Below are 22,053 nucleotides of genomic sequence, written 5' to 3' on the forward strand. Positions count from 1 at the left end.
TTGTCGCTCGTCGTAGGAAGCGTCCTACGCAGACGCCTTCCCCTTCCCTTCAGCGTCCAGGTGATTTCCATGGCGGAACAACTATCCACAAGTAAGTGCGATTCACCACTGCTCCAGGCATTCGTCGACAACCGCAGCATCCTGGTCAAGATCGCGGCCCGCATCACCGGCTGCCGTTCACGCGCCGAAGATGTGGTGCAGGATGCCTTCTTCCGACTCAGCGCCGCGCCGCAGATCACCTCGTCGTTCAAGGCCCAGCTCAGCTACCTGTTCCAGATCGTGCGCAACCTGGCCATCGATCACTATCGCAAGCAGGCCATGGAGCAGAAGTATTCCGGCAGTGAAGAAGAAGGCCTGAACGTCGTCCTGCAGAACGCCTCGCCCGAAACCACCCACATCAACCTCGCCACCCTCGAGCACATCGCCGAGGCCCTCGGCGAGTTGCCCCAGCGCACCCGTTACGCCTTCGAGATGTATCGCCTGCATGGCGTGCCGCAGAAAGACATCGCCAAGGAACTTGGGGTGTCGCCGACGCTGGTCAATTTCATGATCCGCGATGCCCTGATCCATTGCCGCAAGCACACCCGCCAGGCCTGAACCCGATGGGGCCGCTGTGCGGCCCCATCGGCTCAGGACAGTGAGCAGCGGTCGAAGAACCGCTCCCGCCCCAAGATCATCAACGCCGCCCGTTTGTGCGGAAAATCGAACTCTTTTTCGCAATGGAAGCACTGATCGTGCATGTAGCCGATCATCTTGCCGTTGTCGGCACGCGGCTCGGCGACCACCCGCTGGGTCCGCGGATCGTCCAAGAACAAATAGTGCACCAGCGCCGACAGCCAACTGGCTACCTTGTGCGGACCGCGATGGGCCTGCTCGCCCACCAGCATATGGATACCCCGGTCGTAGTCGTCCGCCGGATAGAACGGCGCGATGCGGTCCTCCTTGGCCCAGTAGGCCTCGAAGTAGGCAAAGGGCTGGTCATCGAAGCAGCCGATCAAGGTAAGGGTATGCGGGTCGGCCTGAAGCTTGGTCAGGTATTGGCGATGCTGTTCGAGCGTGCCGCCTTCCTGCCAGAACTGCAGCACACGTGCATCGTTCTGCCAGCGATTGAAGCGTTCCAGGTCCTGTTCGATTTCAAGCGTGCGCAGCGACACCCAGGCCCCCAGGCGCGCATCGAATCGCCGGTACACCTCACCTCGGGGCTTGGGTGCACGACGAGGATGGCGCTTGCCATCGCTGATCTGCATTTGCTGCGGATAAGCGCCGGCTTGCGCATCGCCCAGCCAGGGCTGCGGCAGTTGCCAGAACATCGCTCGCTCGCACAGGTACAGCCCTGGCTGGTCACCGGGCACCAGCAGGCCGCTGGCCAAGGCCGAATCCACTGGATGCGGGCAATGCCAGACCAGGCGCTGGCGCGCTGGATCCCGCGAGAGCAGCCAGTAGCAGGCTGCCCACAGCGCTTGCGCGGGGCGCGCTTGGCACACCTGCTCGAGGTGGATGTGCAGCGGCTCGCCTGGGGTCAGGCGAACCCGGATCAACGCTTGCCCCTCAAGGGTCAGGCTCAACCGGCAATCGTTTTCATCGGCGCTGAGACTGCGCCAACGCGGCAGGGAAAGGGGCTGCGAATCGGCATCGAACGGCATGGTCATGGCTCACGGCATTGAAATGAAGGCTCAATCCGGTAGACGTGACGGGCATTAGGGAATTTAGTGGCCGCTCGGCGCCACGACGTTGATCCGATAGGGCTGGAAGATGCGCAGCAATTCGCCGCTCGCGCGCAGCCGATCGAGCAAGGCGGCGAATGTCCGGGCATCGATCGGCGCGCCTGGTCGCACCATCGCATAGTGGTGATAGACCTGATCGACCCGCTCGGAGGCCATCAGCTGCGCCCGGCTGTCCGGGTTTCGCGCCATGAAGTCAGCTAGAAACGATCGCGTCGCCAGGGCAATGTCGACACGTCCACGCTGCACCATCAGCAAGTTGCTGTCGTGGGAGTAGGTCAGCGTGGCGCTGAAGTTCTGGCTCAGATAGCGGGGGTCGGAATTGAAGTCGGCAAAGGCGTAGTGATAGCCGTGGAACAATGCCAGGCGTTTGCCTTGCAGGCTGCTGAAATAGTGCTGGTCTCGCCCGGCCTGTTGGCGTGCGACGAACACTTCGGCATCTTCCAGGCCCATGTCCACGCTTTCGTGGGGAACCTGTTCCCAGCCCCATTTGGGATTCTCGAATATCGCGATGTCCGTGCGCCCTTGCTGGAAATCGCCAAAACGCCGAGGAATCGACGTGGGAACCTGCACGAAGTGGTAGCTGTGCTGTTGCTGGTTGAGGGCTTTGAGCAATTGCGGCAACAGGCCGTTGTCAGCGCCCTGCTCGGGACGCACGGTATAGGGCGGAAAATGCGCCGCCCCGACCCTCACCTCGACAACCGCTTGCGCCGACGCAGGCAGCGCCATCCACACTGCGGCGAGTATCAACAAGGAAGACAAGGCCTTCGAGCCGGTCACGGAAGTCAAAAGCAGACACTCATCACGGTTTGTGGATGGATTCAACTAAGCTAGGCGCTTTCCCGCCAGGGCACAACCTTCTGCGATGTCAAAACAGCAGCATTGTGCCAGGGGATGCCCTTGGGCCTCAGATTGGCTACGCTCTAGCGACCACGCAGGGGACTGCGTCTTGCACGGGAGCCCGGTATGGGGCATTGGCTGGTGATTGACCTGGAAGCGACCACCGATGACGGTGGCTGGCCCGTCACGGAGATGGAAATCATTGAAATCGGGGCGAGCCTGGTGACACGCGAAGGTCGCGAGATCGATCACTTCCAGCGCTTCGTGCGGCCCAGGCGGCGACCACAGCTGACCCCCTTCTGCCGTGAGTTGACCCATATCACCCAGGCCAGTGTCGACGGCGCAGCCTCCTTTACCGAGGTCTGGGCGCAGTTCGAGCGCTGGCTCGGCCATCATCAGGGGCAGTTGCAGGCCTGGGTCAGCTGGGGCGACTACGACCGCCAGCAGCTGCAACAGGAATGGAAACAGCACCAGCTCACCAGCCTGCTGCAGGCCCTGCCCCACATCAACCTCAAACAGCGCTTTGCCAAGGCCCGCCAACTGCAGCGCCCGATGGGGCTGAACAGCGCCCTGCAACTGGCCGGCCTGCAGTTCGCCGGCCAGCAGCATCGCGCCCTGGAAGACGCCCGCAACACTGCGCGGTTACTTCCGTTGAGCCTGCCGGCCAGCGGCACCTGAATTCAGATGACGAGGTGTTGGGGCTTGGGCATACTGGCCAGCCTTTTTTCCTCCCTTTTTTCAGGAGTCGCTCCATGTTCAAGGTCAATGAGTACTTCGATGGCACCGTCAAGTCGATCGCCTTCACGGGCGAGGAAGGTCCAGCTACCGTGGGTGTCATGGCGCCGGGCGAATACGAGTTCGGCACGGCCAAGCGGGAAATCATGCACGTGGTGTCCGGCGCGCTGACCGTGAAGCTGCCGGGGAGCGATAACTGGGAAGTCTTCAAGGCGGGGAGCCAGTTCAATGTACCTGCGGACAGCAAGTTCCAGCTGAAGGTGGCGGTGGATACAGCTTACCTGTGTGAGTATCGCGACTGAGCTCTTCTTGGATAGTGTGATTATCCGTTTCTGGTGGTGACGCCACCGACGCTTTTCGCCTTTGCGGCGACTACTGTTGCTGTTGGGCAAAAGTAGGTCGCCGCAATGGCGCAAAGGTGACCAAGCGGCGGCACATCAGACGGATCAGCCACAAACCTCAAACCAACACCACTACCTCATCAGAAACGCAGCAACCCGCTCAGCCGCCACTTGCAGATGCCCCTCATGCGTCAAACCCGACGCCTTCAGCGGCTTCAAGTCATGATCCGCTGCCGCCAACCAACACAACTCGATCGCAGGCGACAACACATACCCCGCCACCGCCTCCCGGTTCCCCAGGGCATCGCGCTCGCCCTGGACGATGAGCGTAGGCGTGCGCAATCCCGCCAGATGCTCGACCCGGGGTTTTTCCGGCTTGCCCACCGCATAGAACGGATACCCCAAGCAAACCAAGGCATCGGCCCCCAGCTCATCGGCCAGCAGGCTCGCCATGCGCCCGCCCATGGACTTGCCGCCAATGGCCAACGGCCCCGCGACCAATAGTCGCACCTGCCGATACACGTCGCGCCAGCAGTCGAGCAGCACCTTCTGTGGGTTGGGCGGCCGCTTGCCGCCGCCCTCACGACGTTGGGCCATGTAGGGGAACTCGAAGCGGATCACGCCTACCCCTTGCGCTGCCAGCCTTTGCGCCATGTCCTCCAGAAAGTCGCTGTCCATCGGCGCCCCCGCGCCGTGGGCCAGGATCAGGCAGCCCTTGTAGTCCTGATCCCCCCGAATTCTCGGAGGATCGCAGCGCAAGCCTGGGATATTTCCCACCTGCGCCCATTGATCCCCGTCAATACCGGCAATGTGCCCATTACTCATGCTTGCCTCGCTATCTAGCCTGCCTATAACCGTGGATGGGAACCCATACATGAACACAACCAGCAGTACCGCCTATAACTACAAGGTGGTCCGCCAATTCGCCATCATGACGGTGGTGTGGGGAATCGTCGGGATGGGGCTCGGCGTTTTCATTGCCGCGCAACTCGTCTGGCCCTCCCTGAACTTCGACCTTCCCTGGACCAGCTTCGGCCGCCTGCGACCGCTGCACACCAATGCGGTGATCTTCGCCTTCGGCGGCTGTGCCTTGTTCGCCACTTCCTATTATTCGGTGCAACGCACCTGCCAGACCACGCTGTTCGCCCCCGCCCTGGCGGCGTTCACCTTCTGGGGCTGGCAGCTGGTGATCCTGCTGGCGGCCATCACCCTGCCGCTGGGCTTCACCAGTTCCAAGGAATACGCCGAACTGGAATGGCCCATCGACATCCTGATCACCATCGTCTGGGTCGCCTACGCCGTGGTGTTCTTCGGTACGCTGATCAAGCGCAACACCAAACACATCTACGTCGGTAACTGGTTCTATGGCGGCTTCATCCTGACCGTGGCGATGCTGCATATCGTCAACAACCTGGAAATGCCCGTCAGCCTGACCAAGTCCTACTCGATCTATGCCGGCGCCACCGATGCAATGGTCCAGTGGTGGTATGGCCACAACGCCGTGGGCTTCTTCCTGACCGCAGGCTTCCTGGGGATGATGTACTACTACGTGCCCAAGCAGGCCGAGCGCCCGGTGTATTCCTATCGGCTGTCGATCGTCCACTTCTGGGCGCTGATCACCCTGTACATCTGGGCAGGCCCGCACCATCTGCACTACACCGCCTTGCCCGACTGGGCGCAGTCGCTGGGCATGATCATGTCGCTGATCCTGCTGGCGCCGAGCTGGGGCGGGATGATCAACGGCATGATGACCCTCTCCGGCGCCTGGCACAAACTGCGCAGCGACCCGATCTTGCGCTTCCTGGTGGTCTCGCTGGCCTTCTACGGCATGTCCACCTTCGAAGGCCCGATGATGGCCATCAAGACCGTCAATGCCCTCTCCCACTACACCGACTGGACTATCGGCCACGTCCACGCCGGCGCCCTCGGCTGGGTCGCGATGATCTCCATCGGCGCGCTGTACCACACCATTCCCAAGGTGTTCGGCAAGGAGCGCATGTACAGCATTGGCCTGATCAACGCCCACTTCTGGCTGGCGACCATCGGCACCGTGCTGTACATCGCCTCGATGTGGGTCAACGGCATCGCCCAGGGCCTGATGTGGCGCGCGGTCAACGCCGACGGCACGCTCACCTACTCCTTCGTCGAGACGCTGGTGGCCAGCCATCCTGGCTTCATCGTCCGCTTCGTCGGCGGCGCGATCTTCCTCAGCGGAATGTTGCTGATGGCCTGGAACACCTGGCGCACCGTGCGCGCACCGGCCACCGACGCCGCCCCTGCGAACGCCCAGCTGGCCTGAGGAGACACGCCTGATGAAACATGAAGTCATCGAAAAGAACGTAGGCCTGCTGGCTTTGCTGATGGTCTTTGCCGTCAGCATCGGCGGCCTGACCCAGATCGTCCCGCTGTTCTTCCAGGACGTCACCAACAAGCCGGTCGAAGGCATGAAGCCCTACACCGCCCTGCAGCTCGAAGGCCGCGACATCTACATCCGTGAAGGCTGCGTTGGCTGCCACTCGCAGATGATCCGTCCGTTCCGCGCCGAGACCGAGCGCTACGGCCACTACTCGGTGGCTGGCGAGAGCGTCTGGGACCACCCGTTCCTGTGGGGCTCCAAGCGCACCGGTCCGGACCTGGCCCGCGTCGGTGGCCGCTACTCCGACGACTGGCACCGCGCGCACCTGTACAACCCGCGCAACGTGGTGCCCGAATCGAAGATGCCGTCCTACCCGTGGCTCGTCGCGCAAAAGGTCGACAACAGTCACACCGACACCAAGATGCGCACCCTACGCACCCTGGGCGTGCCCTACACCGACGAAGACATCGCCGGTGCCCGCGACGCGGTCAAGGGCAAGACCGAGATGGATGCCCTGGTGGCCTACCTGCAGGTGCTGGGCACCGCGATCAAGAACAAGAGGTAACGATGGAACTGTCACTGGATATCGGCATGATCCGCGGCCTGGGCACCTTGGTGGTGATGATCGCCTTCATCGGCCTGAGCCTGTGGGTCTTCAACCGCCGCCGCGACCGTGATTTCGCCGAAGCGCGCCTGCTGCCCTTCGTCGATGACCGCCTGCCCCCTGCCGGGCAGGAACCTGCCATGAGGAATAATCGGTAATGACCACCTTCTGGAGTACCTACATCAGTGTACTGACCATCGGCAGCCTGATTGGCCTGACCTGGCTGCTGCTCGGCACCCGCAAGGGCCAGAGCAACAACACCACCGACCAGACCATGGGCCACAGCTTCGATGGCATCGAGGAGTATGACAACCCGCTGCCCAAGTGGTGGTTCTGGCTGTTCGTCGGCACCCTGGTGTTCGCGGTGGGCTACCTCATCCTCTATCCGGGTCTGGGTAACTGGAAAGGCATCCTGCCGGGCTACGAGAATGGTTGGACCCAGGTCAATGAATGGCAAAAGGAAATGGACAAGGCCGACGCCAAGTTCGGGCCGATCTTCGCCAAGTTCGCCGCCATGCCGGTCGAAGAAGTGGCCAAGGACCCGCAGGCACTGAAAATGGGTGGCCGCCTGTTCGCCTCCAACTGCTCGGTGTGCCACGGCTCCGACGCCAAGGGCGCCTACGGCTTCCCCAACCTGACCGACAAGGACTGGCGCTGGGGCGGGGAGCCTGAAACCATCAAGGCGTCGATCATGGACGGTCGCCATGGCGTGATGCCAGGCTGGTCCGAAGTGATCGGTGAACAGGGCGTGGCCGACGTGGCTGCCTTCGTGCTCACTAACCTCGATGGCCGTACCCTCCCTGAAGGCGCCAAGGCCGACCCGGTCAAAGGTCAGGAGATCTTCGCGGCCAACTGCGTGGCCTGCCACGGTCCTGAGGGCAAGGGCACCCCGGCGATGGGCGCGCCCAACCTGACCCACCCGCAGGCGTTCATCTACGGCTCGAGTTTCGCCCAGCTGCAGCAGACCATCCGCTACGGCCGTCAGGGCCAGATGCCGGCCCAGCGCGAAATCCAGGGCAACGACAAGGTGCATCTGCTGGCAGCCTATGTGTACAGCCTGTCGCAGGATGACGCGTCCGAAACCGTGACTGCCAAGTAACACCCTTCGCGGGTAAACCCGCCCCCACAGGAACAGCGCCGATCCTTGTGGGAGCGGGTTCACCCGCGAATATCCCGCCCAAGCACCAGGACAAGCGACGTCCGCCAAGGGCTGCGCTCCGCCCTCCCCGCCTCATCCCTCCTTGCACCCCCTCTGAACAGAACTAAGCTTGTTGCCACAGTGGCCTCGCTTATAGCGAACCCACATGGCGCGGCGCATGGCCTGACTCCGCGCACCGGCTTTTGCGGGTCGATCGAACAGATTTCGGTAGACGTCCCTTCTTACCGGAGCCCTGCAGAAAAAGCTTGACCGATCGATCAGAAAAAGGCGAAAAACGGTACACATTACAAACATTTATTTGTGTACAATCACCCAGCCCCTAAACCGCGGGACGGTGGTGGAAAGGGCCTGGACACGGGTCGGCGTCATGATCCTTGCGTTGCCATAACCCTGGTGGTTATCGATACTGGCGCCGATTTTCGACCAACAAGAACACCCAAAACCGTGGAACCTTAGAATGAGCACTGCAATCAGTCCGACTGCTTATAACTATAAGGTCGTCCGCCAGTTCGCCATCATGACGGTGGTCTGGGGGATCCTTGGCATGGGCCTCGGCGTCTTCATTGCCTCGCAACTGGTATGGCCCCAGCTCAACCTGGACCTGCCATGGACGAGCTTCGGCCGCCTTCGCCCGCTGCACACCAACCTGGTGATCTTCGCCTTCGGAGGTTGCGCGCTGTTCGCCACTTCCTACTACGTCGTGCAGCGCACCTGCCAGACTCGGCTGATCTCCGACAGCATGGCCGCGTTCACCTTCTGGGGTTGGCAGGCAGTGATCGTCGGCGCGCTGGTCACCCTGCCGATGGGCTACACCACCACCAAGGAATACGCCGAGCTCGAGTGGCCGCTGGCGATTCTGCTGGCCATCGTCTGGGTCACCTACGGCCTGGTGTTCTTCGGCACCATCGTCAAGCGCAAGACCAAGCACATCTATGTCGGCAACTGGTTCTACGGTGCGTTCATCGTTGTCACGGCGATGCTGCACATCGTCAACCACATGTCCTTGCCGGTCAGCCTGTTCAAGTCGTACTCGGCCTACTCCGGCGCCACCGATGCAATGATCCAGTGGTGGTACGGGCACAACGCTGTGGGCTTCTTCCTGACCACGGGCTTCCTGGGGATGATGTACTACTTCGTGCCCAAGCAGGCCGAGCGTCCGATCTACTCCTATCGCCTGTCGATCGTCCACTTCTGGGCACTGATCACCCTGTACATCTGGGCAGGCCCGCACCATCTGCACTACACCGCGCTGCCTGACTGGGCGCAGTCGCTGGGCATGGTGATGTCGATCATCCTCCTGGCCCCGAGCTGGGGCGGCATGATCAACGGCATGATGACCCTCTCCGGTGCGTGGCACAAACTGCGCACCGACCCGATCTTGCGGTTCCTGGTGGTCTCGCTGGCCTTCTATGGCATGTCCACCTTCGAAGGCCCGATGATGGCCATCAAGACCGTCAACTCGCTGTCGCACTACACCGACTGGACCATCGGCCACGTCCACGCCGGCGCCCTCGGTTGGGTCGCGATGATCTCCATCGGTGCCGTGTATCACATGATCCCGCGCCTCTACGGTCGCCAGCAGATGCACAGTGTCGGCCTGATCAACGCCCACTTCTGGCTGGCGACCATCGGTACCGTGCTGTACATCGCCTCGATGTGGGTCAACGGCATCACCCAGGGCCTGATGTGGCGCGCCATCAACGACGACGGCACCCTCACCTATTCCTTCGTCGAAGCCCTCCAGGCCAGCCATCCGGGTTATATCGTCCGCGCCCTGGGCGGTGCGTTCTTCGCCTCCGGCATGCTGCTGATGGCCTACAACGTCTACCGCACTGTCCGCGCCGCGAAGCCGGCCGAGGCTGAGGAAGCCGCCAAGATCGTCGTCGTGGGAGCTCACTGATGAAGCACGAAGCAGTCGAGAAGAATATCGGCCTATTGGCCTTCTTCATGGTCATCGCCGTCAGCATCGGCGGCCTGACCCAGATCGTCCCGCTGTTCTTCCAGGACGTCACCAACAAGCCCGTCGAAGGCATGAAGCCGCGTACCGCGCTGGAGCTTGAGGGTCGCGACATCTACATCCGCGAAGGCTGCGTCGGCTGCCACTCGCAGATGATCCGTCCGTTCCGCGCCGAGACCGAGCGCTACGGCCATTACTCGGTGGCCGGCGAGAGTGTCTGGGATCATCCGTTCCTGTGGGGCTCCAAGCGCACCGGCCCGGACCTGGCGCGTGTGGGCGGTCGCTACTCCGATGACTGGCACCGCGCGCACCTGTACAACCCGCGCAACGTCGTGCCCGAGTCGAAGATGCCCTCCTACCCCTGGCTGGTGGAAAACAAGCTCGATGGCAAGGACACGCCGAAGAAAATGGAAGTCCTGCGCACCCTGGGCGTGCCCTACACCGACGAGGACATTGCCGGCGCCCGCGACGCGGTCAAGGGCAAGACCGAGATGGACGCCCTCGTGGCGTACCTGCAAGGCCTCGGCACCATCATCAAGAGCAAGCGGTGACACTGATGGACATCGGGATGATTCGTGGCCTGGGCACCGTCGTGGTGATGGTCGCCTTCGTAGGCCTGGCGCTGTGGGTGTTCAACCCACGGCGCAAGAAAGAGTTCGACGAGGCAACCCAGTTGCCGTTCGCCGATGATCCCGAAGCCAGCCGGCACGTCGAGCAAGCGCAAGCGAAAGCTTCTAGGAGCAAAGAACAATGACAACCTTCTGGAGTCTGTACGTCACCGTCCTGACCCTGGGCACCATCTTTTCCCTGACCTGGCTGTTGCTCTCCACCCGCAAGGGCCAGCGCGAGGAAATCACCGACGAGACCGTCGGCCATGCCTTTGACGGTATCGAGGAATACGACAACCCGCTGCCCAAGTGGTGGTTCTGGCTGTTCGTCGGCACCATCGTGTTCGCCTTGGGCTATCTGGTGCTGTACCCAGGCCTGGGTAACTGGAAAGGCGTCCTGCCTGGCTACCAGTACCTGGATACCGAAAAGCAGACCGAGTTCTCCAACGGCCAGGCCGGCTGGACCGGCGTGCACGAATGGGAAAAGGAAATGGCCAAGGCCGATGCCCGCTTCGGGCCGATCTTCGCCAAATTCGCCGCCATGCCGGTCGAGGAAGTCGCCAAGGATCCGCAGGCGCTGAAGATGGGAGGTCGCCTGTTCGCCTCCAACTGCTCAGTGTGCCACGGCTCCGATGCCAAGGGCGCCTACGGCTTCCCCAACCTGACCGACAACGACTGGCGTTGGGGCGGCGAGCCGGAGACCATCAAGACCACCATCATGAATGGTCGCCACGGCGTCATGCCGGCCTGGGCCGAAGTGCTGGGCGAGCAAGGCGTGGCCGATGTCGCAGCCTTCGTCCTGACCAATCTTGACGGCCGCACACTGCCCGAAGGCGCCAAAGCCGATCCGGCCAATGGCCAGAAGCTCTTCGCCGCTAACTGCGTGGCCTGTCATGGCCCCGAAGGCAAAGGCACTCCAGCGATGGGCGCGCCTAACCTGACCCACCCGCAGGCGTTCATCTACGGCTCGAGCTTCGCTCAGCTGCAACAGACCATCCGCTACGGTCGTCAAGGCCAGATGCCGGCTCAGGCGCAGATGCAGGGCAACGACAAGGTCCACCTGCTGGCGGCCTATGTCTACAGCCTGTCGCATCAAGACGCTGCGCAGCAGAAAGCAGAGTAACCACAGCAAGCGGCCCCGGCGATCACCACCGGGGCCGTTTTTTCTGGGCTGGCAGGATTGATAGGAGGAATCGCTACCGGATTCCGAAGGACAGGACACTAGGAAATTCTCTGGTGGACAGGCATCGAGCCTGACTTACCCAGAGGATTTAAGAAATGGCCTACCCCACCTATCCCGTAGCCCTACCCCCAAAACAGCCTGGCCGCTATGGCAACCGCCCGACACCCAGAGCGTTCGTGTTCGCATCCGATCCACAGTACCCATGGACGCCCGCTTCCGACTATGGCGAATATGAAAGCGACGCTGAACGCAACAAAGAATCGAAAGCCCTGATCAACGAGCAGTACGCCAGCATTGCGAGCTACCGCAACAGCTTGGGTGGCACGGGCGTCCCGGTGATGATCAATGGCGACATGAGAGCATACGGGCACGGCTGGCAACGCAAAGTTCTCTACCCGATCATCGAGCGCCACCTGCACAAGAACTACTACTTTGGCCTGGGCAATCATGATTACAAGAACAACATCACCGATGAATTCGGAGGCTCATTCAACAACGGCGGGCCCCGGGACAGCGTGATGGATCTGCTCAATCACCACCGAGATGTGGTGGACACGATGGATGTCGCGACGTCGAGCAGCTACAGGCTGACCAGCTACAGCGGCAGCCTGGCATACAGCATCAGTTTCGGCAGGGTTCGTCTGATCCAGCTGAACAACGAGCCCACCTACCGTGTGGATTTCGACAGTGGCTGGGCATGGCCTTTCGAGCCCCGCGATAAGTTCAGGATCAATGACGCACTGGGCTGGCTGGAGGGGCAATTGAAAGAAGCCTATGAGAACGGCCAGATCGTCCTGCTCAACCTGCATCAGCCAGACGATTGGGACGGCACCGAGGAGGACCTGATGCATTTCAGGGACATGATCAACCACTTCCAGGTCAACGCGGTGTTCGGTGGCCACTATCACACCGAAGCCGGAGGCTGGTATCGCTCCAACCGGCAATATGGCGCGGTCCCGGTCTTCCTGAGTGGTTCGGCCTCCCAGCGCACCTACCTGCTGGCCGAACTGGACGACGATGCCCAAGGGTTGGCCATCAAACGCGTGAGGAACAATGACTGGACCCAGGCCGAAACACTGAGGCACCTGAGGCTGTATCGGGCATAGACACTTGCCTGCGGCGGGCACGCCTTGTCAATTGACCTGCGTCAAGGCGAGCCCCAATACACGATAATCAAATGCAACCCAATGCGACTTAACGCCGCAGCCACACTCCAGGTGCCATGACGGGCGTATCATGCACGGACACCTGATGGGTCACAAACGCGGTCGGCATGCACTGGCCGCAGCGTTTTTCCACTGCCGTGGGACATGATGATGAGCAAGCAAATTCCGGTACATGACGTCACCCCGCCCGCCAAGAAAGGCAAGGAATCCGTCGACCTCTACGCCTCACGGGAAAAAATCTACACCCGTGCCTTCACCGGCGTGTTCCGCAGGCTGCGCATGGTCGGCGGGGCCATCCTGTTCCTGCTCTACTTCGGCACGGTGTGGCTGAACTGGGGCGAGCATCAGGCTGTGTGGTGGAACCTGCCCGAGCGTAAGTTCTACATCTTCGGCGCCACCATCTGGCCGCAGGACTTCATCCTGCTCTCGGGCCTGCTGATCGTGGCGGCCTTCGGCTTGTTCTTCATCACGGTGTTCGCCGGGCGTGTGTGGTGCGGTTATACCTGTCCGCAGAGCGTCTGGACCTGGATTTTCATGTGGTGCGAGAAGGTCACCGAGGGTGACCGCAACCAGCGCATGAAACTCGACAAGGCGCCAATGAGCACCAACAAGTTTTTGCGCAAGGCCGCCAAGCACAGTCTGTGGCTGCTGATCGGCTTCGTCACTGGCATGACCTTCGTCGGCTACTTCTCGCCCATTCGCGAACTGGTCACCGAGTTCTTTACCGGCCAAGCCGATGGCTGGGCCTATTTCTGGGTCGCGTTCTTCACCCTCGCCACCTACGGCAATGCCGGCTGGCTGCGTGAGCAGGTGTGCGTGTACATGTGCCCTTACGCCCGCTTCCAGAGCGTAATGTTCGACAAAGACACCCTGATCGTCTCCTATGACCCACGCCGCGGCGAGACCCGAGGCCCGCGCAAGAAAGACATCGACTACAAGGCCAAAGGCCTGGGCGACTGCATCGACTGCACCATGTGCGTGCAGGTCTGCCCCACCGGCATCGACATCCGCGACGGTCTGCAGATCGAGTGCATCGGCTGCGCGGCCTGCATCGACGCCTGCGACAACATCATGGAGAAAATGGACTATCCCAAAGGACTGATCAGCTACACCACCGAGCACAACCTGTCCGGGCAGAAGACCCACATGCTGCGTCCACGCCTGATCGGCTACGCCGTGGTGCTACTGGTGATGATCGGTCTGCTTGCCACCGCCTTCGCCACCCGCTCGCTGGTGGGCTTCGATGTCAGCAAGGACCGAGTGCTGTATCGCGAAAACGCCCAAGGACGGATCGAGAACGTATACAGCCTCAAGGTCATGAACAAGGACCAGCGCGACCACGTCTACGTGCTCGACGCCACCGGCCTGCCGGGCCTGCAGCTCGAAGGCCATCGCGAGATCCGCGTCGCTGCCGGCGATATCGTCAGCCTGCCAGTGCAGTTGTCGGTCGCGCCCGAGCAATTGCCCTCGACCACCAACGAAATCACCTTCATCCTCAAGGACGCTGATCAAAGCGCCACCCAGGTTGAAGCCAAGAGCCGCTTCATCGGCCCGCAAATACGCTGAGAGAGAATTCGACAATGCCTGCCGCAACCGCCGACAGCCCCTGGTACAAACACCTTTGGCCGTGGATCATCATCGGTATCCTGGCCACCTCGGTATGCCTGAGCCTGACCATGGTCAGCATCGCCGTGCACAACCCCGACAACTTGGTGAACGACAACTACTACGAGGCCGGCAAAGGCATCAATCGCTCCCTGGATCGTGAACTGCTGGCCCAGACCCTCAACCTCAAGGCCAGTGTGCACCTGGACGAACTGACCGGCGAAGTCGATGTACGCCTGACCGGCAACAGCGCCCCTCAGACGCTGGAGCTGAATCTGATCTCGCCCACCCAGCCAGACAAGGACCGCAAGGTACAGCTAGCCCGCAGCGAACCCGGTCGTTACCTCGGCCAGCTCGACGACCGGGTCGAAGGCCGGCGCTTCGTCGAACTGCTGGGCAGCGAAGACGGTCACGTCTGGCGTCTGTTCGAGGAGGAGAAAGTTGCCCATGGCGTGACCCTGGCGCTGGGCGACGAGGCCCTGCAGGGCGCCGAGCACCAAGAGTAAACGATTCCCCGTTAGAGCAGGTTTACCGCACGATGGCGCCCGACCTGGCGATGAGACAGGCAGTCCGGCGCCATTACGCGGTGAACCCGCCCCACAGGGTTGCGCTGCAGCCAGAAGACATCACATGACCCAACCCACCCCCTGCTACCACTGCGCCCTCCCCATCCCCGCCGGCAGTCGTTTCACCGCGGTAGTCCTTGGCGAGCCGCGTCAGTTCTGCTGCCCGGGCTGCCAGGCAGTGGCTGCGTCCATCGTCGCAGGTGGCCTGGAGCACTACTATCAGCATCGCAGCGACACCAGCGCTAACCCCGAAGCCCTGCCTCGGCAATTGCAGGACGAACTGGCGCTCTACGATCGCGCCGATGTGCAGCAGGCGTTCGTACGTCACCAAGACGAGCTGTCCGAAGCCACACTGATGATCGAAGGCATCAGTTGCGCCGCCTGCGGCTGGCTGATCGAAAAGCATCTGCGTAACGTGGCCGGCGTCGCCGAAGCACGACTGAACCTGTCCAATCACCGCTTGCTGGTGACCTGGGACGACCGCCAATTGCCCCTTTCCCAGCTGCTGGCCGAACTGCGCCAGATCGGTTACGCGGCCCACCCCTATCAACCGGACCAAGCCGCCGAACGCCTGGCCCAGGAGAACCGCAGTGCGCTGCGCCGCCTGGGCGTGGCAGGCCTGCTGTGGTTCCAGGCGATGATGGCGACCATGGCCACCTGGCCGGAATTCAACATCGACCTGAGCCCGGAACTGCACACTATCCTGCGTTGGGTCGCGCTGTTTCTGACTACCCCAATCGTGTTCTACAGCTGCGCACCGTTCTTCAAAGGTGCCGCCCGCGACGTGCGCACACGCCACCTGACCATGGACGTCTCGGTGTCTCTGGCCATTGCCCTGGCTTATGGCGCCGGCATCTGGACTGCCATCACCGGCAGCGGCGAGCTGTACTTCGACACCGTCGGTATGTTCGCGCTGTTCCTGCTCACCGGCCGTTATCTGGAACGCCGTGCGCGGGAGCGCACAGCAGCGGCCACCGCCCAACTGGTCAACCTGCTCCCCGCCTCCTGCCTGCGCCTGGACAGCGTCGGAAACGCTGAGCGCATCCTGCTCGGCGAGCTCAACCAGGGTGATCGGGTCCAGGTGCTGCCTGGCTCGGTGATCCCCGCCGACGGGCGTATTGTCGATGGCCGCTCCAGCGTGGACGAATCGCTGCTCACCGGTGAATACCTGCCTCTGGCACGGCAGGTCGGTGACCGGGTCACCGGCGGCACCTTGAACGTCGAGAGCACGTTGACCGTGGCGGTCGAAGCCACTGGCCAGGACTCGCGCCTCTCAGCCATCGTGCGCCTGCTGGAGCGAGCCCAGTCGGAAAAACCGCGCCTGGCCGAGATTGCCGACCGCGCCTCTCAATGGTTCCTGCTGTTCACGCTGGTGGCCAGCGTAGCCATTGGCCTGCTGTGGTGGCAACTCGATGCGACGCGAGCCTTCTGGATCGTCCTGGCCATGTTGGTAGCGACCTGTCCCTGCGCGCTGTCCCTGGCCACTCCGACCGCCCTCACCGCCGCCACCGGCACCCTGCATAAACTGGGCCTGCTGGTGACGCGAGGCCATGTGTTGGAAGGGCTGAACCAGGTCGATACGGTAATCTTCGACAAGACCGGCACCCTCACCGAGGGTCGCTTGGCGCTACGCAGTATCCTCCCCTTGGGGGCGCTGCCTGCCGATCGTTGCCTGGCGCTGGCCGCCGCCTTGGAGAACCGCTCCGAGCACCCCATCGCTCGCGCCTTCGGTCGTACCGCCGAGCCAGCAGAAGATGTGCAGACCGTGCCCGGGCTGGGGCTGGAGGGGCGCTTCGACGGGCAGCAACTGCGCATCGGCCAGGCCACGTTCGTTTGCGCGTTGAGTGGCGCCCAGATCCCGCCAGTACCAGAGGCGCGTGGCCAATGGTTGCTGCTGGGTGATCGCCAAGGTCCGCTGGCCTGGTTCGGCCTGGATGATCGGCTGCGTGATGACGCACCTGCCCTGCTGGCCGCCTGCAAAGCCCGTGGCTGGCACACCCTGCTGCTATCGGGCGACAACTCGCCAATGGTCGCTGAAGTCGCCACACAACTGGGCATTGACCAGGCCATTGGCGGCCTGCGCCCGGACGACAAACTGGAACGCCTCAAGGCGCTGCAGGCCGAGGGTCGCAAGGTGCTGATGCTGGGAGACGGGGTCAACGACGTGCCGGTGCTGGCCGCCGCCGACATAAGCATCGCCATGGGTTCGGCCACTGATCTTGCCAAGACCTGCGCCGACGCAGTGCTGTTGTCCAACCGTCTGGACGCTCTGGTGCAAGCCTTCGACCTGGCCCGACGCACTCGCCGCAATATCATCGAGAACCTGCTTTGGGCGACCTTGTATAATGGCCTCATGTTGCCGTTCGCCGCCCTCGGCTGGATCACCCCGGTCTGGGCAGCCATCGGCATGTCGGTCAGTTCGCTGATCGTGGTGCTCAATGCCCTGCGCCTGACCCGGCCGACAGGCGCGAGCCTGCTTGCGAGCCAGACGCCCGCGACCGAAAGGAAACCGCTATGCCCGCCCTCTACGTCATGATCCCCGCGGCTCTGCTGATCGTCGGCGTGGCCGTCTACATCTTTTTCTGGGCAGTGGACAGCGGCCAATACGACGACCTCGACAGCCCTGCCCACAGCATCCTGTTCGACGATCAGGACCCACGCCACCAGGCCGCTGTCAAACCCGACGAAAACCAGCCAGACGACAAGGATCCGCCCACCCGTGCCTGACCTGCTTCCCCTGCTCGGCTCGGCACTGGTCCTAGGCTTGCTCGGCGGTGGGCACTGCCTGGGCATGTGCGGCGGCCTGATGGGCGCCCTGACGCTGGCCATCCCTCCTGAGCAACGCAGCCGTCGCCTGCACCTGCTGCTGGCCTATAACTTAGGGCGCGTACTGAGCTATGCCACCGCAGGCCTGTTGCTCGGCCTGGCCGGCGTGGCACTGGCCAGCAGCCCACTGGCCCAAGGCCTGCGCGTGGTCGCTGCACTGCTGTTGATCGCCATGGGCCTGTACCTGGCGGGGTGGTGGAGCGGCCTGACCCGCATCGAAGCACTGGGCCGCGGCTTGTGGCGCCACATCCAGCCCCTGGCCACTCGCCTGCTGCCAGTCTCCAGCCTGCCCCGGGCGCTGCTGCTCGGAGCCCTGTGGGGCTGGCTGCCGTGCGGCTTGGTGTACAGCACACTGCTATGGGCTGCCAGCCAGGGCAATGCCGCTCATAGCGCGGCCTTGATGCTGGCGTTCGGCATCGGGACCTGGCCGGTGCTGGTGGCTACGGGGCTGGCTGCCGAACGCATCGGCGCGGTGCTGCGGCGGCGCGGCGTACGCATGGCCGGGGGACTGCTGGTGGTCCTGTTCGGCCTGTGGACCCTGCCAGGGCCGCACCAGCACTGGTTGATGGGACACTGACAGCGCCTCAGCCCCAGCTACGCGCTCCCATCCAGACCCCGTTGATGCAAATCAAGACGAGCCCCAGCGGGCCGCCCTAGACTCCGGACACTGCCGCTCTCTCCGGGGACCACCATGCTCGACGACCTACGCTGGGACTGCGACCTGATCCGCCGCTACGATCTGGCCGGCCCACGCTACACCTCTTATCCGACCGCCATGCAACTGCACGGCGAAGTGGGTTCGTTCGACCTGCTCCACGCCCTGCGCGAGAGCCGTCGCGCGGTCCGCCCACTGTCGCTGTACGTACACGTGCCGTTCTGCGCCAACATCTGCTACTACTGCGCCTGCAACAAGGTCATCACCAAGGATCGCGCCAGAGCCCAGCCTTACTTGCAACGCCTGGAGCAAGAGATCCAGCTGATCGCCTGCCATCTGGATGCCAAGCAGCGGGTCGAGCAATTGCATTTCGGTGGAGGCACACCCACCTTCCTCAGCCATGTCGAACTGCGCCAATTGATGGCCACCCTGCGCCAGCACTTCCACCTACTGGACGACGACTCCGGCGACTACGGTATCGAGATCGACCCACGCGAAGCCGACTGGTCGACCATGGGCCTTTTGCGCGAGCTGGGCTTCAACCGCGTCAGCCTGGGCGTGCAGGATCTCGACCCGGCCGTGCAGCGCGCGATCAACCGCCTGCAAAGTCTGGAGCAGACCCGCACCTTGATCGAGGCCGCACGCACCTTGCAGTTCCGCTCGGTCAACCTCGATCTGATCTATGGCCTGCCCCGCCAGACCCCGGAAGGCTTCGCCCGCACCGTCGAGGAAGTGATCCGCCTGCAGCCGGACCGCCTTTCGGTATTCAACTATGCCCACCTGCCCGAGCGCTTCATGCCCCAGCGACGCATCGACAGCGCTGAGCTGCCAACGCCTTCGGCCAAGCTGGAAATGCTCCAGGGCACCATCGAGCAATTGACGTGCGCCGGCTATCGTTACATCGGCATGGACCACTTCGCCTTGCCCGATGACGAGCTGGCGATCGCCCAAGAAGAGGGCACCCTGCAACGCAACTTCCAGGGCTATACCACCCACGGCCACTGCGACCTGATTGGCCTGGGCGTATCGGCCATCAGCCAGATCGGCGATCTCTACTGCCAGAACAGCAGCGACCTGGCCACCTACCAAGACACCCTTTCCAGCGCCCAGCTGGCCACCCAGCGCGGGCTGCTGTGCAACCCGGATGACCGCCTGCGACGCGCGGTGATCCAGCAATTGATCTGCCATTTCGAGCTGGACTTCGACAGCATCGAGCAAGCTTTCACCATCGACTTTCGAGGTTACTTCAAGGACCAATGGCCACAATTGCAGGCCATGCAGCGTGATGGTCTGATCAGCCTGGATGCAAAGGGTATTCGGGTACTGCCTGCCGGGCGACTGCTGGTACGTTCGGTGTGCATGGTGTTCGACGCCTATTTGGCCATGCACAACCAGCAACGCTTCTCTCGGGTGATATAAACAAACCGAGTCGATCAACCGCATGGACAGAACGCCTTGTCAGGCACACTATGGACAGTTAACAGGCCTTGGCATACTCCCGCCAAAGCCCCGGCCAGGTCGCACCAAAATAGCGCACGCTGGCCTACTGCCTATGCTGTGAGTTACCCTTACAGCTTATGTGTGCTTTCCCACAAGGATCGATAGAAATGTCCGAGCCAGTCAAACTGCGCCCACACAACCAGGCCCATTGCAAGGACTGCAGCCTGGCCCCCCTGTGCCTGCCCCTGTCACTCAATCTGGAGGACATGGATGCACTGGATGAAATCGTCAAGCGTGGCCGTCCCCTGAAAAAGGGTGAGTTCCTGTTCCGCCAGGGTGACAATTTCGGCTCGGTCTACGCCGTACGTTCCGGCGCCCTGAAAACGTTCAGCCTCAGTGATGGTGGCGAAGAGCAAATCACCGGCTTCCATCTGCCGAGCGAACTGGTCGGGCTGTCGGGGATGGACACCGAGACCTACCCGGTGTCGGCCCAAGCCCAGGAAACCACCTCGGTCTGCGAGATCCCCTTCGAGCGGCTGGATGAGCTGTCGGTCCAGCTGCCCCAGTTGCGTCGCCAGTTGATGCGGGTCATGAGCCGGGAGATTCGCGATGACCAGCAGATGATGCTGCTGCTGTCGAAAAAGACCGCTGACGAACGCATCGCCACCTTCCTGGTCAACCTGTCCGCCCGCTTCCGCGCCCGGGGCTATTCGGCCAACCAGTTCCGCCTAAGCATGTCGCGCAACGAAATCGGCAACTATCTGGGCCTGGCGGTGGAAACCGTGTCCCGGGTGTTTACCCGCTTCCAGCAGAACGGCCTGATCAAGGCCGAGGGCAAGGAAGTTCATATCCTCGACCCGATCCAGCTGTGCGCGCTGGCCGGCGGCGCGATAGAAGCCTGAAGCCGCACCGGCAAGGTATACTGGCGCATCCGTTTTCCAGGAAAGCCACATGCACAGCGATACCTTCGACCTCAAAGCCCTGATCCGCCCGGTCCCGGACTTTCCCAAGCCGGGCGTGATCTTCCGCGACATTACCCCTCTGTTCCAGTCGCCGCGCGGGCTGCGCTATGTGGCCGACCAGTTCATCGAGCGTTATGTCGAAGCCGAGTTCAGTCACATTGGTGCCATGGATGCCCGGGGTTTTCTGATCGGCTCGATCATTGCCCACCAGCTGAACAAGCCACTGATCCTGTTCCGCAAGCAAGGCAAGCTGCCGGCCGACGTGCTATCGGAGGCTTACCAGACCGAGTACGGCGAAGCGTTTCTCGAAGTGCATGCCGACAGTCTCTGCGAGGGGGATTCGGTACTGATCTTCGACGACCTGATCGCCACCGGCGGTACCCTGCTGGCGGCCGCCAATCTGATCCGTCGCACCGGTGCCGAGGTGTTCGAGGCTGCGGCCATCATCGACCTGCCTGAGCTGGACGGCTCGCGCCGCCTGCAGGCTGCGGGCGTACCCACCTTCTGCCTGACCGAGTTTTCGCTGAGCGAGTTCTGATTTTTTGTCAGAGCCCTGCGCCTACAGGCGACTGCAGGCGCGGTTCTGTTCATGATTCAGAGCGAGATCGGCTTACGCCCGGCGAAGGCATGAGCCAAGGTACCGCCATCGACCAGTTCCAGCTCCCCACCCAACGGCACGCCATGGGCGATTCGCGAGGCGATCAGGCCTTTCTCGGTCAGCAACTGGGCGATGTAGTGGGCGGTTGCCTCCCCTTCCACGGTAGGGTTGGTCGCCAGAATCACCTCGGTGAAGCTGCCTTGCTCCTCGATCCGTGCCATCAATTGCGGAATACCGATCGCATCCGGGCCAAGCCCGTCCAACGGTGACAGATGCCCCTTCAGGACGAAGTAGCGGCCTCGGTACCCTGTCTGCTCCACTGCATACACATCCATCGGACCTTCGACCACACAAAGTTGTGTGTCGTCACGGCGCGTGTCGGCGCATTGCGGGCACAATTCCTGCTCGGTCAGGGTCCGGCATTGACGGCAGTGGCCGACGCCTTCCATGGCCTGGCTCAGGGCCTGGGCCAGACGCAGACCGCCACTGCGGTCGCGCTCGAGCAACTGCAGGGCCATACGCTGGGCGGTTTTCTGGCCGACACCGGGCAGCGTGCGCAAGGCGTCGATCAGTTGGCGGATCAGGGGGCTGAAGCTCATGGGAAAGGCCTGACAGATCAATAGGAGGCGGTTTATACCGGCCGGGGTCATATACGTCAAATACCCCCTTCAAGCGGCCACCAGCAACGACCTCACTTCCCGCCGCCCTTGCTCTTCATGCGCGATAGTCCA

General features: G+C 62.4%; 24 protein-coding genes. 20 read left to right on the forward strand and 4 right to left on the reverse strand.

What is annotated here, in order from left to right:
- The first annotated feature begins 69 nt into the window (after window positions 1-69).
- Window positions 70-597, forward strand: coding sequence for an RNA polymerase factor sigma-70 (locus BLS27_RS17270; RefSeq protein ID WP_043212316.1), 528 nt, complete (start codon window positions 70-72; stop codon window positions 595-597).
- 32 nt (window positions 598-629) lie between these two features.
- Here the strand turns inward: BLS27_RS17270 and BLS27_RS17275 are convergent, their stop codons facing one another.
- On the reverse strand, window positions 630-1,643 hold the full coding sequence (locus BLS27_RS17275; protein WP_090346004.1) for a GNAT family N-acetyltransferase: 1,014 nt from the start codon (window positions 1,641-1,643) through the stop codon (window positions 630-632).
- Window positions 1,644-1,706: 63 nt separating this feature from the next.
- Entirely contained in the window at window positions 1,707-2,450 is a 744-nt protein-coding gene (locus tag BLS27_RS17280) for a substrate-binding periplasmic protein (RefSeq protein WP_377735421.1), read from the reverse strand.
- Between the two features lie 237 nt (window positions 2,451-2,687).
- Between BLS27_RS17280 and BLS27_RS17285 the strand changes: the two genes are divergently transcribed.
- Together BLS27_RS17285 and ppnP are read left to right on the forward strand one after the other, a co-directional pair.
- Complete coding sequence (locus tag BLS27_RS17285) at window positions 2,688-3,239, forward strand: 3'-5' exonuclease (protein WP_043212313.1); 552 nt, start codon at window positions 2,688-2,690, stop codon at window positions 3,237-3,239.
- Between the two features lie 74 nt (window positions 3,240-3,313).
- A complete protein-coding gene (gene ppnP / locus BLS27_RS17290; protein ID WP_043212311.1) occupies window positions 3,314-3,598 on the forward strand; it encodes a pyrimidine/purine nucleoside phosphorylase in 285 nt (94 codons plus the stop codon).
- 171 nt (window positions 3,599-3,769) lie between these two features.
- Here the strand turns inward: ppnP and BLS27_RS17295 are convergent, their stop codons facing one another.
- Window positions 3,770-4,462, reverse strand: a complete 693-nt coding sequence (locus tag BLS27_RS17295; RefSeq protein WP_090346006.1) for an alpha/beta family hydrolase — start codon at window positions 4,460-4,462, stop codon at window positions 3,770-3,772.
- A gap of 49 nt (window positions 4,463-4,511) precedes the next feature.
- Between BLS27_RS17295 and ccoN (BLS27_RS17300) the strand changes: the two genes are divergently transcribed.
- The 17 genes from ccoN (BLS27_RS17300) (at window position 4,512) to BLS27_RS17385 (ending at window position 21,262) form a co-directional block, all read left to right on the forward strand.
- On the forward strand, window positions 4,512-5,936 hold the full coding sequence (gene ccoN / locus BLS27_RS17300; protein WP_090345946.1) for a cytochrome-c oxidase, cbb3-type subunit I: 1,425 nt from the start codon (window positions 4,512-4,514) through the stop codon (window positions 5,934-5,936).
- A 13-nt stretch (window positions 5,937-5,949) separates the two neighbouring features.
- Window positions 5,950-6,558 carry a cytochrome-c oxidase, cbb3-type subunit II gene (ccoO, locus tag BLS27_RS17305; protein WP_043212308.1) on the forward strand — a complete coding sequence of 203 codons (609 nt, stop codon included), beginning with the start codon at window positions 5,950-5,952 and terminating at the stop codon, window positions 6,556-6,558.
- Between the two features lie 8 nt (window positions 6,559-6,566).
- Window positions 6,567-6,755 carry a cbb3-type cytochrome oxidase subunit 3 gene (locus BLS27_RS17310; protein ID WP_043212339.1) on the forward strand — a complete coding sequence of 63 codons (189 nt, stop codon included), beginning with the start codon at window positions 6,567-6,569 and terminating at the stop codon, window positions 6,753-6,755.
- Window positions 6,755-7,696 (forward strand): cytochrome-c oxidase, cbb3-type subunit III, encoded by a 942-nt coding sequence (gene ccoP / locus BLS27_RS17315; RefSeq protein WP_043212306.1) that lies wholly within the window; start codon window positions 6,755-6,757, stop codon window positions 7,694-7,696. The genes BLS27_RS17310 and ccoP (BLS27_RS17315) overlap by 1 nt, the downstream gene beginning before the upstream one ends.
- A gap of 517 nt (window positions 7,697-8,213) precedes the next feature.
- Window positions 8,214-9,656, forward strand: coding sequence for a cytochrome-c oxidase, cbb3-type subunit I (ccoN, locus tag BLS27_RS17325; RefSeq protein ID WP_090345947.1), 1,443 nt, complete (start codon window positions 8,214-8,216; stop codon window positions 9,654-9,656).
- Window positions 9,656-10,264 carry a cytochrome-c oxidase, cbb3-type subunit II gene (ccoO, locus tag BLS27_RS17330; protein ID WP_043212301.1) on the forward strand — a complete coding sequence of 203 codons (609 nt, stop codon included), beginning with the start codon at window positions 9,656-9,658 and terminating at the stop codon, window positions 10,262-10,264. Before ccoN (BLS27_RS17325) ends, ccoO (BLS27_RS17330) begins: the two co-directional genes overlap by 1 nt.
- 5 nt (window positions 10,265-10,269) lie before the next feature.
- A complete protein-coding gene (locus BLS27_RS17335) occupies window positions 10,270-10,467 on the forward strand; it encodes a CcoQ/FixQ family Cbb3-type cytochrome c oxidase assembly chaperone (RefSeq protein ID WP_070092136.1) in 198 nt (65 codons plus the stop codon).
- Entirely contained in the window at window positions 10,464-11,444 is a 981-nt protein-coding gene (gene ccoP, locus BLS27_RS17340; protein ID WP_043212299.1) for a cytochrome-c oxidase, cbb3-type subunit III, read from the forward strand. Before BLS27_RS17335 ends, ccoP (BLS27_RS17340) begins: the two co-directional genes overlap by 4 nt.
- A 236-nt stretch (window positions 11,445-11,680) precedes the next feature.
- Window positions 11,681-12,610 (forward strand): metallophosphoesterase family protein, encoded by a 930-nt coding sequence (locus BLS27_RS17345; protein ID WP_167358112.1) that lies wholly within the window; start codon window positions 11,681-11,683, stop codon window positions 12,608-12,610.
- Window positions 12,611-12,820: 210 nt separating this feature from the next.
- Window positions 12,821-14,236 carry a cytochrome c oxidase accessory protein CcoG gene (gene ccoG / locus BLS27_RS17350; RefSeq protein ID WP_043212297.1) on the forward strand — a complete coding sequence of 472 codons (1,416 nt, stop codon included), beginning with the start codon at window positions 12,821-12,823 and terminating at the stop codon, window positions 14,234-14,236.
- Between the two features lie 14 nt (window positions 14,237-14,250).
- Entirely contained in the window at window positions 14,251-14,781 is a 531-nt protein-coding gene (locus BLS27_RS17355) for a FixH family protein (RefSeq protein WP_043212295.1), read from the forward strand.
- 124 nt (window positions 14,782-14,905) lie between these two features.
- Window positions 14,906-17,377: a heavy metal translocating P-type ATPase gene (locus tag BLS27_RS17360; protein ID WP_090345951.1), complete on the forward strand. Its 2,472-nt coding sequence runs from the start codon at window positions 14,906-14,908 to the stop codon at window positions 17,375-17,377.
- Complete coding sequence (gene ccoS / locus BLS27_RS17365; RefSeq protein ID WP_043212290.1) at window positions 17,356-17,568, forward strand: cbb3-type cytochrome oxidase assembly protein CcoS; 213 nt, start codon at window positions 17,356-17,358, stop codon at window positions 17,566-17,568. Before BLS27_RS17360 ends, ccoS begins: the two co-directional genes overlap by 22 nt.
- A complete protein-coding gene (locus BLS27_RS17370) occupies window positions 17,561-18,244 on the forward strand; it encodes a sulfite exporter TauE/SafE family protein (protein WP_043212288.1) in 684 nt (227 codons plus the stop codon). Before ccoS ends, BLS27_RS17370 begins: the two co-directional genes overlap by 8 nt.
- Before the next feature lie 114 nt (window positions 18,245-18,358).
- Entirely contained in the window at window positions 18,359-19,741 is a 1,383-nt protein-coding gene (gene hemN / locus BLS27_RS17375; RefSeq protein ID WP_043212285.1) for an oxygen-independent coproporphyrinogen III oxidase, read from the forward strand.
- Between the two features lie 188 nt (window positions 19,742-19,929).
- Window positions 19,930-20,664, forward strand: a complete 735-nt coding sequence (gene fnrA, locus BLS27_RS17380) for a Crp/Fnr family transcriptional regulator FnrA (protein ID WP_070574256.1) — start codon at window positions 19,930-19,932, stop codon at window positions 20,662-20,664.
- A 49-nt stretch (window positions 20,665-20,713) separates the two neighbouring features.
- Window positions 20,714-21,262, forward strand: coding sequence for an adenine phosphoribosyltransferase (locus BLS27_RS17385; RefSeq protein WP_043212282.1), 549 nt, complete (start codon window positions 20,714-20,716; stop codon window positions 21,260-21,262).
- 56 nt (window positions 21,263-21,318) lie between these two features.
- Here the strand turns inward: BLS27_RS17385 and recR are convergent, their stop codons facing one another.
- Window positions 21,319-21,921 carry a recombination mediator RecR gene (gene recR, locus BLS27_RS17390; RefSeq protein ID WP_070574258.1) on the reverse strand — a complete coding sequence of 201 codons (603 nt, stop codon included), beginning with the start codon at window positions 21,919-21,921 and terminating at the stop codon, window positions 21,319-21,321.
- Window positions 21,922-22,053 lie beyond the last annotated feature (132 nt).

The sequence above is a fragment of the Pseudomonas guariconensis genome, from assembly GCF_900102675.1.
In the GTDB taxonomy this organism is placed as follows: Bacteria; Pseudomonadota; Gammaproteobacteria; order Pseudomonadales; family Pseudomonadaceae; genus Aquipseudomonas; species Aquipseudomonas guariconensis.

Coding starts and splice junctions, on each gene's coding strand:
- BLS27_RS17355 (WP_043212295.1), top strand. CDS start 14,251: ATGCCTGCCGCAACCGCCGACAGCCCCTGGTACAAACACCTTTGGCCG.
- ccoS (WP_043212290.1), top strand. CDS start 17,356: ATGCCCGCCCTCTACGTCATGATCCCCGCGGCTCTGCTGATCGTCGGC.
- ppnP (WP_043212311.1), top strand. CDS start 3,314: ATGTTCAAGGTCAATGAGTACTTCGATGGCACCGTCAAGTCGATCGCC.
- BLS27_RS17270 (WP_043212316.1), top strand. CDS start 70: ATGGCGGAACAACTATCCACAAGTAAGTGCGATTCACCACTGCTCCAG.
- ccoG (WP_043212297.1), top strand. CDS start 12,821: ATGAGCAAGCAAATTCCGGTACATGACGTCACCCCGCCCGCCAAGAAA.
- BLS27_RS17280 (WP_377735421.1), bottom strand. CDS start 2,450: ATGGCGCTGCCTGCGTCGGCGCAAGCGGTTGTCGAGGTGAGGGTCGGG.
- ccoN (WP_090345947.1), top strand. CDS start 8,214: ATGAGCACTGCAATCAGTCCGACTGCTTATAACTATAAGGTCGTCCGC.
- ccoN (WP_090345946.1), top strand. CDS start 4,512: ATGAACACAACCAGCAGTACCGCCTATAACTACAAGGTGGTCCGCCAA.
- BLS27_RS17295 (WP_090346006.1), bottom strand. CDS start 4,462: ATGAGTAATGGGCACATTGCCGGTATTGACGGGGATCAATGGGCGCAG.
- BLS27_RS17385 (WP_043212282.1), top strand. CDS start 20,714: ATGCACAGCGATACCTTCGACCTCAAAGCCCTGATCCGCCCGGTCCCG.
- ccoO (WP_043212301.1), top strand. CDS start 9,656: ATGAAGCACGAAGCAGTCGAGAAGAATATCGGCCTATTGGCCTTCTTC.
- ccoP (WP_043212306.1), top strand. CDS start 6,755: ATGACCACCTTCTGGAGTACCTACATCAGTGTACTGACCATCGGCAGC.
- recR (WP_070574258.1), bottom strand. CDS start 21,921: ATGAGCTTCAGCCCCCTGATCCGCCAACTGATCGACGCCTTGCGCACG.
- BLS27_RS17285 (WP_043212313.1), top strand. CDS start 2,688: ATGGGGCATTGGCTGGTGATTGACCTGGAAGCGACCACCGATGACGGT.
- BLS27_RS17360 (WP_090345951.1), top strand. CDS start 14,906: ATGACCCAACCCACCCCCTGCTACCACTGCGCCCTCCCCATCCCCGCC.
- hemN (WP_043212285.1), top strand. CDS start 18,359: ATGCTCGACGACCTACGCTGGGACTGCGACCTGATCCGCCGCTACGAT.
- BLS27_RS17275 (WP_090346004.1), bottom strand. CDS start 1,643: ATGCCGTTCGATGCCGATTCGCAGCCCCTTTCCCTGCCGCGTTGGCGC.
- ccoO (WP_043212308.1), top strand. CDS start 5,950: ATGAAACATGAAGTCATCGAAAAGAACGTAGGCCTGCTGGCTTTGCTG.
- fnrA (WP_070574256.1), top strand. CDS start 19,930: ATGTCCGAGCCAGTCAAACTGCGCCCACACAACCAGGCCCATTGCAAG.
- ccoP (WP_043212299.1), top strand. CDS start 10,464: ATGACAACCTTCTGGAGTCTGTACGTCACCGTCCTGACCCTGGGCACC.
- BLS27_RS17335 (WP_070092136.1), top strand. CDS start 10,270: ATGGACATCGGGATGATTCGTGGCCTGGGCACCGTCGTGGTGATGGTC.